The following is an 18,386-nucleotide window of genomic DNA, read 5'->3' on the forward strand; positions in this document are numbered from 1 at the left end:
GCCCTGATGACGACCGCCTCGGAACCCGCCCTGTCGGTCCGGCAGATACTCGCCCTGGAGCGGGTGCTCGCCGGGGAGCCCGAGGTCGTGGCGGGCGCGGGCCAGCTCGACCGGCCCGTGCGCTGGGTGCACGTCGCCGAGGCCGCCGACGTCGGTGTGATGCTCAGCGGCGGCGAGATGGTCCTCACCACCGGCGTGCTGCTCGCGGGCGACCGCGAGGCGCAGGCCGAGTACATCCGTTCCCTGCACCGCGCGGAGGCCTCGGCGGTCGTCCTCGGACTCGGCCGGGCCTTTCCCGCGCCGCCCGAGGCGATGCGCCGGGCCGCCGAGCGGTGCGGGCTGCCGATGGTGGTCCTGCACCGCCCGTTCCCCTTCGCCGAACTCACCGAGGAGGTCCAGTCCCGGCTCGTACGGCGGAAGTTCGCGGCTGTCAGCCTCTCGGAGGCCGTACGGACCGCGCTGACCGGGCTCATCACGACGGGCGCCCCGCTGCAGCGGCTGCTCGACGAGATCGCGGGCCACAGCGCCTGCCCGGTGGTCGTCACCAACCTCGCCCACCGGGTCCTCGCCACGGCGGGGGAGCGGTCCGCGGTCGACGACGTGCTGCGCGACTGGGAGCGCATCGCACGGCAGGCGGGCGGCAGCGAGGGCGACGGCTGGGTCCGCGCCGAACTGGGCGGGCGCGGCGAGCGCTGGGGCCGCATCGTGCTCTGCGGCTACCGGGGCGACACCGCCACCGGGCGGCTCCTGGCCGACCGCGCCGCCGAGTCGCTGGTCCTGCACCGGATGCTCGGCGGCTCGGCGCACTCCTGGGAGGAGCAGTCCGCGCAGAGCCTGCTCACCGACCTCGTCTCCGGAGCGGTACCGGCCCGGCAGTTGCTGCCCCGGGCCCGCGCGGCCGGCCTGCCGGTCAACCGGCGCGCGTTCGTGCCGCTGGCCGTACGAGGCGTGGGCGCGGCCCGACTGACCCGCGTACTGCGCCTGTTGGGGCTCCCCGGGCTCGTCGCCGAACTGGCCGACGGGGTCACCGCCGTCCTGCTGAGCCTCGCCAGGGACCAGGACGCCGAAGCCCTCGCCGCCCACTTCGCCGCCCGGCTGCGTACGGAACCGGGTGGCGGCCCTCCGCGGGGGCGGGAGTCCGCGGCGGTCGTCGCCGCGGCGGACGCGCGGACCGGGTGGGACGACGTGCCCGCGGGGCTGCGCGAGGCCCGGCACGTGGCCGACTCGGTGGCCGAGAGCCCGGCCGACCTGGACCTGCCGGCCGTGGTGCGGCTGAGGGACGTGCATCTGCGCGGCCTCGTACGGCTGTTGCGCGATGACCCGCACGTGCAGTCCTTCGCGGAAAGGGAGTTGGACGGGCTGCTGTGCGGCGCCGACGCGGAGGCGGAACTGCTGCCGGTGCTGCGGACGTATCTGGCCACCGGCCGCAACAAGTCGCGTACCGCGCAGCTCCACCATGTCTCGCGGCCCGCGCTGTACCGGCGCCTCGAATCCATAGAGGCGCGGCTCGGGGTCGACCTCGACGACTTCGAACAGGCCGCCTCCATCCACATCGCCCTCCTCGCGCACGACGCGCAACAACGCTGAAACATGGAACGACCTGGGAAAACGGTGGTGAAACATGGGTCTTCGCAAGGGTGACACCGTGGAACGCCACGCCCGCGCAGACGTGACACGCTGCAACTCAAAGCCCGGCTCGAAGCTTCCTAGGCTCGCCGCACACCCAGCGACCGGAGGTCCCGATGAGCCGAGTGATCCGCGCCGCCGTCTTCCAGACCGCATGGACGGGCGACAAGGAGTCGATGATCCAGGTCCACGAGCAGGCGGTCCGCGACGCGGCAGCACAGGGCGCCCAAGTCCTGTGCTTCCAGGAGCTGTTCTACGGGCCGTACTTCTGCCAGGTCCAGGACAAGGCGTTCTACGAGTACGCCGAGCAGATCCCCGAAGGCCCGATCGTCCGCCGCTTCCAGGCGCTGGCAGGGGAGTTGGGCATCGTTCTCGTCCTGCCGATGTACGAGGAGGAGCAGCCCGGCGTCCTCTACAACACCTCGGCGGTGATCGACGCCGACGGCTCGTACCTCGGCAAGTACCGCAAGCACCACATCCCGCAGGTCGAGGGCTTCTGGGAGAAGTTCTACTTCCGTCCCGGCAACAGCGGTTGGCCGGTCTTCGACACCGCCGTCGGCAGGGTCGGCGTCTACATCTGCTACGACCGGCACTTCCCGGAGGGCTGGCGGGCCCTCGGACTGGCCGGGGCCGAGATCGTCTTCAACCCCTCGGCCACCTCGCGCGGCCTGTCCGCCTACCTCTGGCAGCTGGAGCAGCCGGCCGCGGCCGTCGCCAACGAGTACTTCGTGGGCGCCATCAACCGGGTGGGCGTGGAGGAGCTGGGCTCCAACGACTTCTACGGGACCTCGTACTTCGTGGACCCGGAGGCACAGTTCGTCGGGGAGGTGGCGAGCGACAAGGAGACCGAACTCGTCGTCCGCGACCTGGACATGGAGAAACTGCGCACGGTCCGGGACCGCTGGCAGTTCTACCGGGACCGCCGCCCGGACGCGTACGAGCCCCTGACGGCTCCCTGAGGCGCCCGACGGGGCGCGGGGAACCGCGCGACCGGCCACGTACGACCCGCACTGCGTCGACTGCCCCACCCCGGGGGTCCCCGTCAGGACAGACAGGAGAGGAATCATGAGCAGCCGTACAGTCATCCGCGGTGGTCTGGTCATCACCGCGTCGGACGAACTGCACGCCGACGTCCTCATCGAGGACACCCGCATCGCCGCGATCGCCGCGACCGGCACCTCCGCCGCCGAGGCGTGGACGGCCGAGCGGACCATCGACGCCACCGGCAAGTACGTGATCCCGGGCGGAGTCGACGCCCACACCCACATGGAACTGCCCTTCGGCGGCACCTTCGCCTCCGACACCTTCGAGACCGGCACCCGCGCCGCCGCCTGGGGCGGCACGACCACGATCATCGACTTCGCGGTCCAGAGCGTCGGCCGCTCCCTGCGCGAGGGCCTGGACGCCTGGAACGCCAAGGCCGACGGCAAGTGCGCCATCGACTACGGCTTCCACATGATCGTCTCCGACGTCAACCAGGACACCCTCAAGGAGATGGACCTGCTGGTCGAGGAGGGCGTCACGTCCTTCAAGCAGTTCATGGCCTACCCGGGCGTCTTCTACAGCGACGACGGCCAGATCCTGCGCGCCATGCAGCGCTCCGCCGAGAACGGCGGTCTGATCATGATGCACGCCGAGAACGGCATCGCGATCGACGTGCTCGTGGAGCAGGCGCTGGCCAGGGGCGAGACCGACCCCCGCTTCCACGGCGAGGTCCGCAAGGCCCTCCTGGAGGCCGAGGCCACCCACCGAGCCATCAAGCTCGCCCAGGTGGCGGGCGCCCCGCTGTACGTCGTGCACGTCTCCGCCACGGAGGCCGTCGCGGAGCTGGCGCGGGCCCGCGACGAGGGCCTGAACGTCTTCGGCGAGACCTGTCCGCAGTACCTGTTCCTGTCCACGGACAACCTCGCCGAGCCGGACTTCGAGGGCGCCAAGTACGTGTGCTCGACCCCGCTGCGGCCCAGGGAGCACCAGGCCGCCCTGTGGCGCGGGCTGCGCACCAACGACCTCCAGGTCGTCTCCACCGACCACTGCCCCTTCTGCTTCACGGGCCAGAAGGAGCTGGGCCGGGGCGACTTCTCGAAGATCCCCAACGGTCTGCCGGGTGTCGAGAACCGGATGGACCTGCTGCACCAGGCCGTGGTCGACGGACACCTCTCGCGCCGCCGCTGGATCGAGATCGCCTGCGCGACCCCGGCCCGGATGTTCGGCCTGTACCCGAAGAAGGGGACGATCGCGCCGGGCGCCGACGCGGACGTCGTCATCTACGACCCGCACGCCGAACAGGTCATGTCCGCCGAGACCCACCACATGAACGTCGACTACTCGGCGTACGAGGGCAGGCGCACCACCGGGCGCGTCGAGACGGTCCTGTCGCGCGGCGAGGCGGTCATCACCGAGCGGGAGTTCACCGGCCGGGCCGGGCACGGCATGTACACCCCCCGCTCCACCTGTCAGTACCTTCTCTGACTCTTCTCCCAGCGACCAGGAGTGGCGCCATGGACTTCGGACTCGTCCTGCAGACCGACCCCCCTGCCTCCCGTGTCATCAGCCTGATGAAGCGGGCCGAGCGAAACGGCTTCACGTACGGCTGGACCTTCGACTCCGCCGTGCTCTGGCAGGAGCCGTTCGTGATCTACAGCCAGATCCTGTCCCACACCACGAAGCTGAAGGTCGGCCCGATGGTGACGAACCCGGGCACCCGCACCTGGGAGGTCACCGCCTCGACCTTCGCCACGCTCAACGACATGTTCGGCAACCGCACGGTCTGCGGCATCGGCCGCGGGGACTCGGCGATGCGGGTGGCCGGCCGCAAGCCCAACACCCTCGCGCGGATCAGCGGGGCCATGAAGGTCATCCGGGCGCTCGGGCGCGGCGACGAGGCCGACCTCGGCGGCACGGTGATCAGGTTCCCGTGGATCAAGCCCGGCGCCGAACTCCCCGTCTGGATGGCCGCGTACGGGCCCAAGGCCCTGAAGATGACCGGTGAGGAGGCGGACGGATTCATCCTCCAGCTCGCCGACCTGTATCTCACCGAGTACATGGTCAAGGCGGTGAAGACGGCGGCGGCCGACGCCGGACGCGACCCGGCCGACGTCAAGATCTGTGTGGCCGCGCCCGCGTACGTCACCGAGGACGACTCGCCCGAGGCGCTCGCCCACGCGCGGGAGCAGTGCCGCTGGTTCGGCGGCATGGTCGGCAACCATGTGGCCGACCTCGTCTCCAAGTACGGCGAGCACTCCGCCGCAGTCCCCGACGAACTCACCGACTACATCAAGTCCCGCGAGGGCTACGACTACTCCCACCACGGGCGCAGCGGGAATCCCGACACACAGTTCGTGCCGGACGAGATCGTGGACCGGTTCTGTCTGATCGGTACGGCCGATCAGCACATCGCGAAGCTGAACGCCCTGCGGGAGCTGGGCGTCGACCAGTTCGCCCTGTACGACATGCACGACGCGCAGGAGGAGGTCATCGAAGCGTACGGATCGACGGTCATCCCCGCCGTCAACAGTTGACGCTCATCCTCCGCCGTCAATGGTTGACGGGCGTCCCGAGAACTCCACCCGCACGGCCTTTCCCGTCCCACCTCATTGATTGGCCTGCTCATGACCGAAACCGTCCCCCCAGGGCCACCGATATCCCAGTCCGCCGACACCGAGGGGCGCGTCGAACTCAGCCCCGGCGCCTTCCCCGAGAGCAGCCCCTTCGCCAACGACGACCTGCGTCCCGTCCCCGTCACCGAGCGCACGTGGACGACGTACAACTTCGCGGCGCTGTGGGTCTCCATGGCGCACTGCATTCCCAGCTGGACCCTGGCCTCCGGTCTGGTCGCCCTCGGGATGGACTGGAAGCAGGCCGTCTTCACGATCGCGCTGGCCAACGTCATCGTGCTGCTGCCGATGCTGGCCACCGGGCACGCCGGACCCAAGTACGGCATCCCCTTCCCCGTACTGGCCCGGGCCTCCTTCGGGCTGCGCGGGGCCAACGTCCCGGCGCTCATCCGGGCAGCCGTGGCCTGCGGCTGGTTCGGCATCCAGACCTGGATCGGCGGCAGCGGCATCTTCGCCCTCGGCTCCAAGCTGACCGGCGGGGAGTGGGAGAAGGCCGGACAGATCGCGGGCAACCCCTGGCCGCTGTGGCTGTGCTTCCTGCTCTTCTGGGCCGTGCAGATCGCGATCATCTACCGCGGTATGGACTTCCTGCGGCGCTTCGAGAACTGGGCCGCGCCCGTCGTGATCGTCGGCGCGTTCGTGCTGTTGATCTGGATCGCCGTCAAGGCCGACGGCTTCGGCGCGCTGCTCGACCAGCCCTCCAAGCTCGGCTGGGGACCCGACTTCTGGACGGTCTTCTTCCCGGCCCTGATGGGCATGATCGGCTTCTGGGCGACGCTGTCCCTGAACATCCCCGACTTCACCCGCTTCGGCGCCAGTCAGAAGGCGCAGACCTGGGGGCAGAGCCTGGGACTGCCGACGACGATGACGCTCTTCGCGATCCTCGCCGTGCTGGTCACCTCCGGCTCGGAAGCCGTCTACGGAGAGGCCATCTGGGACCCGGTCGCCCTGGCCGCCAAGACGGACAGCGCCTTCGGGCTGCTCTTCGCCCTCTTCATCGTCCTGATCGCCACGATCTCCGTGAACATCGCGGCGAACGTGGTCTCGCCGGCCTACGACCTGTCCAATCTCGCGCCGAAGTTCATCAACTTCCGTACGGGCGCGCTGATCACGGGTGTCATCGGCATCCTGATCTTCCCCTGGAAGCTGATCTCCACCCCGGAGTTCTACATCTTCACCTGGCTCGGTGTGGTCGGCGGGCTGCTCGGCACGGTCGCCGGCATCCTGATCGCCGACTACTGGATCGTCCGCCGTACGGTCCTGCACCTCGCGGACCTCTACACGCCCGGTGGACGCTACTGGTACACCAACGGCTGGAACTGGCGGGCGGTGCTGGCGTTCGTGGTCGGCGGTGTCCTGGCCGTCGGTGGCTCGTACTCGAACGTCGACACCAAGGGGGCGAAGCTCGGCCCGTTCCCCGTCGACGGACTCATCCCGTTCCTCAAGCCGCTCGCGGACTACGGATGGGCGGTCGGCGTCGCCTCGTCACTCATCCTCTACGTCGCCCTGATGGCACCCGTGGCACGGGCCGAACGGGAGGAGTCCGTGCACAAGGTCACCTGACGGCGGGCGGGCGGGCCACGCCGGGAGCCGCCGCTACTGGGCGGCCTCCAGCGCGGCCATCCCCTCCTTGGCCGCCTTGATGGCACCCTTGTTGATCTCGTCCGTGGCGGGCGCCTTCTTGGTCTCGAAGTCGCTGCCGTTGTACGTGACGACCACCAGGGCGTTGGACGCGCGGACGATCACCATGCCCTCGCGCGTCTGCTGCTTGTCGTCGGTGGTGAGGTTCACCACCGAGTAGGCCTCGTCGCCGACGCCGGGGACCTTGCCGCCACCGCTCTTCTCCGTCGTGCGCTGCTTGTACGCGGCGAGGGCGCTCTCGTCCGACTTCTTGATCTCGTACGAGATGTCCAGCCACCGGTAGTCGAACGACTTGAGGGCGTTCCAGGAACAGGTACGGCGCAGTGACTCGTCCGTGGAGGGGATCTCCTTGCCGGCCGTCTTGGCGCCGGGCACCAGCGCCGTCACCGTCTTCTTCGTGATGCCCTCGCAGGGCGCGGGGGAGTCGCGGTAGGTGCGGGTCGCGGCGGCCGTCGCGGGCGCCGACGGGGATCTCTCGCCGTCGGGGGCGGCCTTCTTCTCCGTCGCCGCGGGCGCGGCGAGCGGCCCGGACGACAGCGCCCAGCCCGCCGCGGCGAGCACGACGACCGGCGCCAGACGCGCGGTGAGAGCGAGAGGAAGAGATCGCACGGCGCACTTTTCGTGGGGGACGGTGCGGAGAGGGTCCGCACGGCGGACGGGACGACAGTGTCACACGCGTGGCTGTGGGGCGGAAGTGCGAACTCGCTCCGTGCCCGCGCGTGCCCGGGCGGTGACAGTACTTACTGGGCTGAGGCCGGGGCCGAGGTGTCGAGGGGCAGTGCGCGCTCGATGCGGTCCACGGCGGTGAACGCCCCGTACGCGATCAGCCCGACCAGGCAGTGGTCCGTGTACGGCGGCTTCTTCCAGGCGGCCACGTCCTCGTCGGTGATCCGGTACGGAGCCAGCGCGGCCAGCAGCGCCAGCCGCGCCCCCGGCCGTTCCGCGCGGCCGGGCAGGGCGTCCCGGACGACCGGCTGATGCGTCCCGTCCCAGACCGCGACCGTGTCCCGTACGAGGTTCTGGTCGGCCTCGGTCAGCAGCGCGGAGCCCGCCATGGCCGCGGTACGCAGTGCCGCGTAGGCCGGGCCGACCGGCGTACCGGCCGCCCAGGCAGGACCGGGCCCCGCGTCGCCGTCGAGCAGGGCGAGGCTCGTGCCCGGGACGAGGCGCCGGCGCACGGTCTTCGCCACGGAACGGCCGACGAGGCTGCGGACCGTCCTGAACCGCTGGACGTTGGTCATCAGCCCCTTCACAGCCAAGACCCACATCAGCCGGGCGATGACGAAACTCGGCGCCCGGGACCGCGCACAACTGGTGGTGTTCGCCTACGAGTCGGGGCTGGTCACGGCACGCGGCCGGGCGGACCGACGCCAACGGCGGGCCGACTGACGACACCGGGACGATTCGACGGCGGGACGATGCGGCACCGGGACAAGGCGACGGCGGAACGATGCGACGACGGGCGTCGGCGGGCGGAGTGAGGGCTTCCGCCGGGGGCTCGTGTGATGATCGCCGGGTGATCGCGACACGTCCGAGGCCGCTCCGCCGCGCCGCCCTCGTCTGCCTGCTGGTGCTGACGCCGGTGCTGGGCGCGAGCGGGTGCGGGCTCTCCGCCGAACTGGACCGGGAGAGCAACCCCGAACGCACCCCCACGCCGACACCGTCCCGGCCGGCGCCACCGCCCGTGTCCATCGAGCCCCTGCCCTCTCCGGCGGCCTCCGAGCCCTCCCCGGCCGTCCCCGGCCAGCAGGCGGAGGGCTGCCCCGAGTCCGGTCTGCGCTTCGCGGCCGACCAGGGCGACGCGGCGATGGGGCTGCGCGCGATGGGCCTCGACGTCACCAACTGCGGTGACGAGCCGTACGAGTTGAACGGCTATCCGGCCGTCACCGTCCTGGACGGATCGGGCGAGGCATTCCCGGGCGTGCGGACCGTCCAGGGCACGGACCAGGTGTCCATGGCTCCCGAGGACCCGGGCCCCCGCCCCCTGACGCTCGCCCCCGGCGAGAGCGCGCACGCGGCCCTGTACTGGCGCATGAACAACACGAGCGGCGTGTATCTCCGCGTCGCTCCGAAGAAGAGGGACGACACCGTGACAGTACGGCCGCCGTACCCGCTCGACATCGGCCCCGAGAACGTCCTCGGGACGACGGCCTGGCAGCCCTCGACGCGCTCCTAGGCCCTGTCGTCAGCCCGCGTACCGTTCGACGGACGCCCTGCCCCCACGGTCGGCCGGTCCGCCCCGCACACTGGAGGACCGGCCCGCAGTGAGGAGTTCCCCCCGTGTTCACCACCCGACCCACGCTCCAGGGCACCTTCGGAATGGTGTCCTCCACGCACTGGCTCGCCTCGCAGTCGGCGATGGCCGTGCTGGAGGACGGCGGCAACGCGTACGACGCCGCCGTCGCCGCGGGTTTCGTGCTGCACGTGGTGGAGCCGCACCTCAACGGGCCCGCAGGCGAGGTGCCGATCATCCTCGCCCCGGCGGGTGGCGAGGTACGGGTCCTGTGCGGACAGGGTGTGGCACCGGCCGGGGCCACCGTCGCCCACTACCGGGGCCTCGGCCTGGAGCTCGTCCCCGGCACCGGGCCCCTCGCCGCCGCCGTGCCCGGCGCCTTCGACGCGTGGATGCTGCTGCTGCGCGACCACGGCACGAAGTCCCTGGCCGACGTCCTGAAGTACGCCATCGGGTACGCGCGGGACGGGCACGCGCCCGTGGAGCGCGTCGGCCAGACCGTGGAGACCGTGCGGGAGCTCTTCGAGACCGAGTGGACGTCCTCCGCCGAGGTGTACCTGCCGGGCGGCCGGCCCCCGCGGCCGGGCGAGCTGTTCCGCAATCCCGCGCTGGCGGCGACCTGGCAGCGGCTGATCGCGGAGGCGGCCGACGCGCCAGGAACCCAGGAGGGCGACCGGCGCGTCACGGAGATCGAGGCCGCGCGGCGGATCTGGCGCGAGGGATTCATCGCCGAGGCGCTCGTACGGCAGGCCGGCCGGCCCACGCGGGACACCAGCGGCGAGCGCCACACCGGCACGCTCACGGCGGCCGACCTGGCCTCCTGGTCCGCGTCCTACGAAGCTCCGGCCACCTACGACTGGCGGGGCTGGACCCTGTGCAAGGCCGGGCCCTGGAGCCAGGGCCCGGTGCTCCTCCAGCAGCTCGCCCTGCTGCCGCCCGAGCCGCCCCGGTACGGCTCAGCCGAGTACACCCACCTGCTGATCGAGGGCTGCAAGCTCGCGATGGCCGACCGGGAGGCCTGGTACGGGGACGCGGGCGAGGTTCCCCCGGCCGAGCTGCTGTCCGAGCTGTTGTCGCCGCGGTACAACGCCGGGCGGCGGGCGCTGGTCGGGGAGAAGGCCTCGTACGAGCTGCGACCGGGGAGTCCCGGCGGCCGGACTCCGCTCCTCGCCGGGCACGCGCGCGCGGTGGCCTCGGGAGCGGCGGGAGCTTCGGGAGGCCCCGTCTTCGACGTGCCCGCCGCGCCGGGCGCGGGTGAGCCGACCGTGGTGCGCGGGGCCGAAGGGGCCGGCGAGCCCACCGTGGCCAAGCCGCCGACGTCTCCCGTGCCCGGCGAGCCGGACGTCTCGGCGGACGGCGGCACCCGGGGCGACACCTGCCACCTCGACATCGTCGACCGCTGGGGCAACATGGTCGCGGCCACCCCCAGCGGCGGCTGGCTGCAGTCCAACCCGGTCGTGCCCGAGCTGGGATTCCCGCTGGGTACCCGGCTCCAGATGGCCTGGCTGGACGAGGGACTGCCCAACTCCCTGACCCCGGGCCGCCGTCCGCGCACCACGCTCACCCCGTCGCTCGCGCTGCGCGACGGCGTCCCCGTCCTGGCCTTCGGCACACCGGGCGGCGACCAGCAGGACCAGTGGCAGCTGCACTTCTTCCTGGCGGTCGCCCTGCGCGCGGAGGTACGCGGCGGCCTGGACCTCCAGGGCGCGATCGACGCCCCCAACTGGCACAACGACAGCTTCCCCGGCTCCTTCTTCCCGCGCGGGATGCGTCCCGGGAGCGTGACGGTCGAGTCCCGCACCGACCCGGGGATCGTCGCCGAGCTGCGCCGCCGGGGCCATGACGTCCAGGTCGGGGACGCCTGGTCCGAGGGACGGCTGTGCGCGGTCGCCCGGGACCCCCGGACCGGCATCCTGTCGGCGGCGGCGAACCCGCGCGGCATGCAGGGGTACGCGGTCGGCCGCTGAGGCCGCCGCCGACCTCGGAGCACTCGTTGTTCATGCCGATTCCACCCGTGATGCACCCACCGGGCGGGGATTGTCAGTGGCGCGTGCTCTCATGGGGGCATGATCGAACACATGGAAACCATCGACGAGTTTCTCGCACACCGCACCGCCGACGTCGAACGGGCCGTCCGCGAGGCGGCCGCCACCGAGATCATGCCGCGCTTCCGGCAGCTCGCGGCGCACGAGATAGACGTGAAGAGCGGCCCGCACGACCTGGTCACGGACGCCGACCGCAAGGCCGAGGAATATCTCACCGGGGTGCTCGGCAAGCTGCTGCCCGGCTCGGTCGTGGTCGGTGAGGAAGCGGTCCACGCCGACCCGGCGACGTACGAGGCGCTGCGGGGCGACGCGCCCGTCTGGATCGTCGACCCGGTCGACGGCACCCGCCAGTTCGTCCACGGCGACCCCGGCTTCTGCACGCTGGTCGCGCTCGCCCGGCACGGCGTCGTGCTGGCGTCCTGGACCTACGCCCCGGTGCACGACCAACTCGCTGTGGCCGTACGGGGGCGGGGCGCCCGGCTCGACGGCGAACGCCTCCTCGCGGGCGCCCCGGCCCCCGGACGCGACCTCGAAGTCGCCACGTCCCACCCGGACTACACGACGGACGACCAGAAGCGGGCGCTGCTCGGCCTGCGCACGGAGGGCGTGCGTCCGAGGCCCTGCGGCTCCGCCGGTCTTGAGTACCTGGCCGTCGCCCGCGGCGAGTTGGACGCCGTCGCGTTCAGCTGGGAGGCCGCCTGGGACCACGCGGCGGGCCTCCTGCTCGTCGAGGAGGCGGGCGGCGCGCATCTGACCCTCGCGGGGGCGCCGTTCCGGATAACGGGCGGCAACACCCTTCCGTTCACGGCGGCGCGGGACGAGGCCACGGCCCGCCGGGTGCTGGACCTGCTGGCGAGCGGCGCCTGAGCAGGGCGCGGCCAGGGCCTGTCGGGGTCTGTCGGGGCTGGACGACGGGCCGGACGGCGGGCCGGCGAGGGGCTGGCACGGGCGCCGTCGGGGGCCCGGCATATCCTGACCGTCAGTGGCCATCGGCTGACAAAGGAGTCCGAAGGTGCCGTCGATGCTCGATGCCGTCGTGGTGGGTGCGGGGCCGAACGGACTGACGGCTGCCGTGGAGCTGGCCCGCCGTGGCTTCTCCGTGGCCGTCTTCGAAGCGCGCGACACCGTCGGGGGAGGTGCCCGCACCGAGGAGCTGACCCTGCCCGGCTTCCGGCACGACCCGTGCTCGGCCGCGCACCCCCTGGGGGTCAACTCACCGGCCTTCCGCGCGATGCCGCTGGGGCGGTACGGGCTGGAGTGGCTGCATCCCGAACTGGCCATGGCACACCCCTTCCTGGACGGCACCGCCGCCGTGCTGTCCCGGTCGGTGGCCGAGACGGCCGCCTCGTTCGGACCGCGTGACGCGGGCACGTACCGCAGGCTCGTGGAGCCCTTCACCCACCGGTGGGACACCCTCGTACAGGACTTCATGTCCCTGCCGCTCAGCGCGCTGCCCCGGGACCCGGTCACCCTCGCCCGCTTCGGTCTGGTCGGGCTGCCGCCCTCGACCTGGCTGATGCGCAGGTTCCGCGACGAGCGGGCCAAGGCGCTGTTCGCGGGACTCGTCGCCCACGTCATGTCGCCGCTGGGCGGACTCGCCACCGGCGCCGTCGGCCTCGTCTTCGCCCTGGCCGCGCACGCCAGGGGCTGGCCCGTCGCCCGGGGCGGCTCGCAGTCGATCTCCGACGCGCTCACCGCGTACCTCAAGGACCTGGGCGGAGCCGTCCACACCGACTACGAGGTCAAGCGCCTCGACGACCTGCCGCCCGCGCGCGCGTACGTCTTCGACACCTCGCCCACCGCACTGAGCCGGATCGCGGGCTTCGGGAACCACTACGAGCGCTACCGGTACGGAGCGGGCGTCTTCAAGATCGACTACGCGCTCGACGGACCGGTGCCGTGGACCGCGAAGGAGGCCCGCACGGCCGGCACGGTGCAGGTCGGCGCGGATCGCAGGGAGATCGGTACCGCCCTGCGCGCGGCCTCCCGGGAAGGGCGGGCCCCCGACGCGCCGTTCCTGATCACCGTGCAGCCGAGTGTCGTCGACCCGTCGCGAGCACCGGCCGGAAAGCATGTGTTCTGGGCGTACGCGCACGTTCCGAGCGGCTGGACCGGGGACCTCACCGACACGATCGAGCGGCAGCTGGAGCGGTTCGCGCCCGGGTTCCGCGACCGCGTGCTCGCCCGTGCCACCGCGGGACCGCCCGAACTCGCCGCCCGCAACGCCAACTACGTGGGCGGCGACATCGGCTGCGGCGCGGCCTCCGGCCTGCAGTTGCTGCTGCGCCCGACGCTGTCGGCGTTCCCGTACCACACCCCGCACCCGGCGGTGTTCCTCTGCTCCTCGGCGACCCCGCCGGGGCCCGGCGTGCACGGCATGTCGGGGCACAACGCGGCCAAGGCCGTATGGAAGAGGCTGCGACAGACATGACCGGTATCGAACTCGTGCGGGGCGACATCACCCGGCAGAGCGTGGACGCCATCGTGAACGCGGCGAACTCCTCCCTGCTGGGCGGCGGAGGCGTGGACGGCGCCATCCACCGGCGCGGTGGCCCCGAGATCCTCGCCGAGTGCCGCAAGCTGCGCGCCTCGCACTATGGAAAAGGCCTGCGCACCGGACAGGCCGTCGCCACGACCGCCGGCCGGCTGGACGCGCGCTGGGTGATCCACACCGTCGGGCCGGTCTTCAGCGGCAGCGAGGACCGGTCCGAGCTGCTGGCCTCCTGCTACCGGGAATCCCTGCGGGTAGCCGATGAACTGGGCGCACGGACCGTCGCGTTCCCCGCCGTCTCCGCGGGTGTCTACGGTTGGCCGATGGACGACGCGGCGCGTGTCGCGGTCGGGACCGTGCGGGACACGCGGACCTCGGTGAGCGAGGTCAGGTTCGTCCTCTTCGACGAGCCCGCGTACGAGGCGTTCGCGGCGCGGGTCGGCTGACCGGACGGCGGGCGCCTCGCAAGGCAGGCACCCATCAAGGAGGGCGCCCCTGAAGGCTGCCCCCGGACGGGCACCCCTGCGGCACAGCCCCCAGAAACACACAGAGTTCGACAGGGTTATTGCCGGTGTTGTGTTCGGGTCCTAGGGTTTCTGTGGCTCACCACGTGTCTTTGTGCCCAGTAGACGCATTACGCCCCTCAGTTCGCGCACCCCCACTGTCGTACCGAGGAAGGGCCCCGCCATGCCGCACCCGCGCCCGCACCTGCCTCCGCACACGACTCCCGTCAGCCGCCGCCGGCTTCTCGAGGGAGGGGCCGTCGTCCTCGGCGCGCTCGCCCTGCCCGCGTCAGCCTCCACGGCCCACGCGGCTGGCTTGCCCGCCGCGGCGGCGGACGGTCCCCCCGAGTGGAACGGCGCCATCGACGTCTTCCAGGTCGGCACCGAGCCGCCGCACACCACCCTCACCCCGTACGCGGACGTAGCCCAGGCCCTGGACGGCGACCGTGCCCGCTCGCCGTACCGGCTGAGCCTCGACGGGAAGTGGAAGTTCGCCTACGCCGACCGCCCCGACGACCGGGACCCCGACTTCCACCGCACCGACGTCGACGACAGCTCCTGGGACACCATCCCCGTCCCCTCCGCCTGGCAGGTGCACGGCTACGACTTCCCGATCTACATCAACATCACGTATCCCTACTGGGGTCCCAACGGGCTGGGCGAGGAGCCGCAGCCACCGGCCGCCCCGACCCGGTACAACCCCGTGGGCCAGTACAGACGTACCTTCACCGTCCCGAAGGGGTGGTCGGGGCGGCGGACGTTCCTGCACTTCGAAGGGGTCAAGTCCGCCCACTACGTGTGGATCAACGGAGAACTGGTCGGCTACCACGAGGACTCCTACACCCCCGCCGAGTACGACATCACCCCGCACCTGAAGCCCGGCACCAACCAGATCGCGGTGGAGGTGTACCGCTACTCCGACGGCGACTGGCTGGAGGACCAGGACATGATCCGGCTGAGCGGCATCTTCCGCTCGGTCCACCTCTACTCCACGCCGGCCGTGCACCTGCGCGACTTCAAGCTGGACACCCCGCTGAGCGACGGCTACCGGGCCGCCGAACTGTCGGTCACCGCGAGCGTGCGCGACTACGGCGGTCGGGACGGTCGGGACGGTGAGGGCGGTCAGGAGGAGAGCGGGGGCGCCTCAGGCTCGTACTCCGTCGAGACCCAGCTCTACGACGCGCGCGGGCACGCCGTCTGGCAGCGCCCACTGCACCAGGCCGTGGACCTCGGCTCCGCCCCGGCGGGCCAGGACGTGACCGTACAGGCCGCGAGAGCCGTGCCGGCGCCGAAGCTGTGGTCGGCCGAGGACCCGTACCTCTACACGGCCGTGCTGCGGCTGCGCGATCCGGCGGGCAGGGTCGTCGAGACGCTCTCGCACCGGGTCGGGCTGCGCGAGTTCGCGCTGAAGGACGGCCTGATGCGCATCAACGGTCGGCCCATCTCCCTGCGGGGCACCAACCGGCACGAGATGCACCCCGACCGCGGCACCGCGCTCACCCGCGCGGACATGGTCCGGGACATGGAGATCATCAAGCAGACCAACATCAACACGGTCCGCACCTCGCACTACCCCAACAACGTCCTCTGGTACGAACTGGCCGACGAGTACGGCCTGTACCTGGTGGACGAGACCAACCTGGAGACCCACGGCATCCGGGACGAGTACCCGGGCGACCACCCCGACTGGAGCAGGGCGTGCGTGGCCCGCGCGCGGAACATGGTCCACCGCGACAAGAACCACGCCTGTGTCGTCATCTGGTCGCTCGGCAACGAGGCCGGCGGCGGCAGCACCTTCGTCGCCATGCACGACTGGATCCGTTCGTACGACCCGACCCGTGTCATCCAGTACGAGGGCGACGACCGTCCGCAGATCAGCGACATCCGCTCGGCGATGTACGAGAGCCCCTCACGCGTCGAGGCGCGCGCCGGGGACACCTCGGACAAGCGCCCGTACGTCATGATCGAGTACGCGCACTCGATGGGGAACTCGACCGGCAACCTCAAGAAGTACTGGGACGTCATCCGCCGCCACGACGTGCTGCAGGGCGGCTGGATCTGGGACTTCGTCGACCAGTCCCTGACCACGCCGGTCCCGACGCGCACGCTCTTCACGGAGAGCGGCCCCGGCGCGGTGCGCGGTGAGATCCAGGCCGCCGCCGCGACCTTCGACCGGCGCAAGGGGCTGACGGGCAGCACCGTCTTCGCCCGCCACCCCGGACTCGACCTCACCGGCTCCCTGACGCTGGAGGCCTGGGTCACCCCGGACGTGACCGGCTACCACCAGCCGCTCATCGCCAAGGGCGACACGCAGTACGCCCTCAAGCAGACGAACGACACCCTGGAGTTCTTCATCCACGGCGACGGCCAGTGGAGCGCGGCGAGCTGGGCCCTCCCGGACGACTGGACCGGCGCCGAACACCACATCGCGGGCGTCTTCGACGCGGCGGCGGGCACCCTGACCCTGCACGTCGACGGCACGGTCAGGGCCACCCGCACCACCACCCGGCGGCCCGCCGTCAACACCGCGCCGCTCTCGCTCGCCACGGACGCCGACAACCCCACCCGGGAGTTCAGCGGAACGATCCGGCGGGCGCGCGTCTACGCCCGCGCGCTGTCCGCGGCCGAACTCGCCTCGGACGGACGCGGCCCCGGTGACGAGGGAGTGCGTTTCTGGTTCGACGCGGCCACCGTGAAGGTGACGGAGAAACGGCCCGGCAGCCGCCCCGAGGACCGCGGCTTCTTCGCGTACGGCGGCGACTGGGGCGACCACCCCAACGACGGCGCCTTCGTAGCGGACGGCATCGTCACCGCCGACCGCGGCCACACCGGCAAGGCCGCCGAGGTCAAGCGGATCTACCAGGCGATCAACGCCGCACCGGCGTCGTCCGGAAAGTCCCTGTCCGCCCGAGCGGCCGGAGTGACCGTCACCCTCACCAACGAGTACCTGTTCACCAACCTCCGTGACTTCGACGGCGGCTGGACGCTCGTCGCCGACGGCCGGACCGTGCGGCGCGGAAAGCTGAGCCGCGCCCAGCTGGACGTACCCCCACTCAGCAGCAAGGACGTCACCGTGCCCGTCAGGCTGCCGGCGGGCCCGGCGCCCGGCACGGAGTACTTCCTGCGGCTGTCCTTCACCACCAGGGAACGCACCAAGTGGGCGAAGGCAGGCTTCGAGGTGGCCGCCCAGCAACTGCCGATCGACGCCGACACCCCCGCCGTGCGGCCCGTGCCGCTGACCCGCGTACCAGCCCTGCGCCACCAGGACGGCGAGCGGTCCGTCACGGTCAGGGGCGACGGCTTCTCCGTGACCGTCGACAGGAGGACCGGCGTCATCAGCTCGTACGAGGCCCGCGGCGCCCGGCTCCTCACCTCCGGACCCGTGCCGAACTTCTGGCGGGCACCGACCGACAACGACCTGGGCAACGGCCAGCACCTCCGCAACCAGACCTGGCGCGACGCCGGGACCCTGCGCAAGGTGACAGGCGTGAGCGTGGACACCCTGCGCGACCGGGCCGTCCGGATCAAGGTCACCGGGACCCTGCCCACCAGCACCGCATCGGCGTACACCACCACCTACACCGTCTTCGGCAACGGGGAGATCCGGGTCGACAACACCCTCCACCCGGGCGCGCCCGACCTGCCCTACATCCCCGAGGTCGGCACCCTGCTGTTCCTGCCGGGCCGGCTGGAGCACCTGCACTACTACGGCCGCGGTCCCGAGGAGAACCACTGGGACCGCAACGACGGCACCGAGGTGGGGCTGTACTCGGGGACCGTCTCCGGGCAGTGGACGCCCTACATCCGGCCCCAGGAGAACGGCAACAGGACCGATGTCCGCTGGGCCGCCCTCACCGGCCGCGACGGCACCGGGCTGCTCGTCTCGGGTGAACCGCTCATCGAGGTCAACGCCTCGCACTTCACCCCCGAGGACCTGTCGGTCGGCACCCGCCACGACTACCAGCTCACGGCCCGGGACGAGGTCGTCCTGCGCGTCAACCACCGGCAGATGGGAATCGGCGGCGACAACAGCTGGGGCGCGCACACCCACGACGAGTACAAGCTCTTCGCCGACCGGGACTACTCGTACACCTATCGGCTGCGCCCCCTGACCGACGTCGACCGGGCGACGGCGGCCTCCCGGCGGCCCACGGCGCTGGAGTGAGCCCCCGGATCCCGCCCCCGGGCTGAGGCAGATGTCGCATTCCCGCCAGCCATCGCCCTGACCGAGGG

At 71.6% G+C, this 18,386-nt stretch carries 12 protein-coding genes and 2 pseudogenes; 12 read left to right on the plus strand and 2 right to left on the minus strand.

The features are described from left to right. Nucleotides 1-6: 6 nt before the first annotated feature. The 5 genes from K3769_RS32400 to K3769_RS32420 all read left to right on the plus strand — a co-directional run bounded on the left by K3769_RS32400 (nt 7) and on the right by K3769_RS32420 (nt 6,803). Entirely contained in the window at nt 7-1,587 is a 1,581-nt protein-coding gene (locus K3769_RS32400) for a PucR family transcriptional regulator (RefSeq protein WP_267029808.1), read from the plus strand. A gap of 155 nt (nt 1,588-1,742) precedes the next feature. After that, nucleotides 1,743-2,585 (plus strand): nitrilase-related carbon-nitrogen hydrolase, encoded by an 843-nt coding sequence (locus tag K3769_RS32405; protein WP_267029809.1) that lies wholly within the window; start codon nt 1,743-1,745, stop codon nt 2,583-2,585. A gap of 106 nt (nt 2,586-2,691) precedes the next feature. Continuing rightward, nucleotides 2,692-4,095, plus strand: a complete 1,404-nt coding sequence (hydA, locus tag K3769_RS32410) for a dihydropyrimidinase (protein ID WP_267029810.1) — start codon at nt 2,692-2,694, stop codon at nt 4,093-4,095. Nucleotides 4,096-4,124: 29 nt separating this feature from the next. Then, nucleotides 4,125-5,144: a TIGR03842 family LLM class F420-dependent oxidoreductase gene (locus K3769_RS32415; RefSeq protein ID WP_267029811.1), complete on the plus strand. Its 1,020-nt coding sequence runs from the start codon at nt 4,125-4,127 to the stop codon at nt 5,142-5,144. A gap of 90 nt (nt 5,145-5,234) precedes the next feature. Continuing rightward, nucleotides 5,235-6,803 carry an NCS1 family nucleobase:cation symporter-1 gene (locus K3769_RS32420; RefSeq protein ID WP_267029812.1) on the plus strand — a complete coding sequence of 523 codons (1,569 nt, stop codon included), beginning with the start codon at nt 5,235-5,237 and terminating at the stop codon, nt 6,801-6,803. A 33-nt stretch (nt 6,804-6,836) separates the two neighbouring features. Here the strand turns inward: K3769_RS32420 and K3769_RS32425 are convergent, their stop codons facing one another. Together K3769_RS32425 and K3769_RS32430 are read right to left on the minus strand one after the other, a co-directional pair. Further along, entirely contained in the window at nt 6,837-7,490 is a 654-nt protein-coding gene (locus K3769_RS32425; RefSeq protein ID WP_267029813.1) for a hypothetical protein, read from the minus strand. 131 nt (nt 7,491-7,621) lie between these two features. Then, nucleotides 7,622-8,125, minus strand: a pseudogene (locus K3769_RS32430) (carboxymuconolactone decarboxylase family protein); the annotation flags it as partial. Here K3769_RS32430 and K3769_RS32435 point away from each other — a divergent pair. From K3769_RS32435 to K3769_RS32465, 7 genes and pseudogenes are all read left to right on the plus strand, one after another. Further along, nucleotides 8,115-8,270 (plus strand): annotated as a pseudogene (locus K3769_RS32435) (response regulator transcription factor); the annotation flags it as partial. The pseudogenes K3769_RS32430 and K3769_RS32435 overlap by 11 nt on opposite strands. 127 nt (nt 8,271-8,397) lie before the next feature. After that, nucleotides 8,398-9,057, plus strand: a complete 660-nt coding sequence (locus tag K3769_RS32440; RefSeq protein ID WP_267029814.1) for a DUF4232 domain-containing protein — start codon at nt 8,398-8,400, stop codon at nt 9,055-9,057. 104 nt (nt 9,058-9,161) lie between these two features. Then, nucleotides 9,162-11,081, plus strand: coding sequence for a gamma-glutamyltransferase family protein (locus K3769_RS32445; RefSeq protein WP_267029815.1), 1,920 nt, complete (start codon nt 9,162-9,164; stop codon nt 11,079-11,081). Between the two features lie 99 nt (nt 11,082-11,180). Beyond that, complete coding sequence (locus K3769_RS32450) at nt 11,181-12,026, plus strand: inositol monophosphatase family protein (protein ID WP_267029816.1); 846 nt, start codon at nt 11,181-11,183, stop codon at nt 12,024-12,026. Nucleotides 12,027-12,180: 154 nt separating this feature from the next. Next, nucleotides 12,181-13,590 (plus strand): phytoene desaturase family protein, encoded by a 1,410-nt coding sequence (locus K3769_RS32455; RefSeq protein WP_267031627.1) that lies wholly within the window; start codon nt 12,181-12,183, stop codon nt 13,588-13,590. Continuing rightward, on the plus strand, nt 13,587-14,096 hold the full coding sequence (locus tag K3769_RS32460) for an O-acetyl-ADP-ribose deacetylase (RefSeq protein ID WP_267029817.1): 510 nt from the start codon (nt 13,587-13,589) through the stop codon (nt 14,094-14,096). Before K3769_RS32455 ends, K3769_RS32460 begins: the two co-directional genes overlap by 4 nt. A 241-nt stretch (nt 14,097-14,337) precedes the next feature. Beyond that, the gene (locus K3769_RS32465) at nt 14,338-18,318 is read left to right on the plus strand and encodes a glycoside hydrolase family 2 TIM barrel-domain containing protein (protein WP_267029818.1); all 3,981 of its coding nucleotides are present in this window, start codon (nt 14,338-14,340) and stop codon (nt 18,316-18,318) included. The last annotated feature ends 68 nt before the right edge of the window (nt 18,319-18,386 follow it).

Origin of the sequence: Streptomyces ortus (assembly GCF_026341275.1) — a bacterium.
GTDB classification, from domain to species: Bacteria; Actinomycetota; Actinomycetes; order Streptomycetales; family Streptomycetaceae; genus Streptomyces; species Streptomyces ortus.

Excerpts from the sequence above, each read along its gene's own strand:
- hydA (WP_267029810.1), top strand. The coding sequence starts at position 2,692 with ATGAGCAGCCGTACAGTCATCCGCGGTGGTCTGGTCATCACCGCGTCG.
- K3769_RS32400 (WP_267029808.1), top strand. The coding sequence starts at position 7 with ATGACGACCGCCTCGGAACCCGCCCTGTCGGTCCGGCAGATACTCGCC.
- K3769_RS32415 (WP_267029811.1), top strand. The coding sequence starts at position 4,125 with ATGGACTTCGGACTCGTCCTGCAGACCGACCCCCCTGCCTCCCGTGTC.
- K3769_RS32450 (WP_267029816.1), top strand. The coding sequence starts at position 11,181 with ATGATCGAACACATGGAAACCATCGACGAGTTTCTCGCACACCGCACC.
- K3769_RS32405 (WP_267029809.1), top strand. The coding sequence starts at position 1,743 with ATGAGCCGAGTGATCCGCGCCGCCGTCTTCCAGACCGCATGGACGGGC.
- K3769_RS32465 (WP_267029818.1), top strand. The coding sequence starts at position 14,338 with ATGCCGCACCCGCGCCCGCACCTGCCTCCGCACACGACTCCCGTCAGC.
- K3769_RS32420 (WP_267029812.1), top strand. The coding sequence starts at position 5,235 with ATGACCGAAACCGTCCCCCCAGGGCCACCGATATCCCAGTCCGCCGAC.
- K3769_RS32460 (WP_267029817.1), top strand. The coding sequence starts at position 13,587 with ATGACCGGTATCGAACTCGTGCGGGGCGACATCACCCGGCAGAGCGTG.
- K3769_RS32455 (WP_267031627.1), top strand. The coding sequence starts at position 12,181 with ATGCTCGATGCCGTCGTGGTGGGTGCGGGGCCGAACGGACTGACGGCT.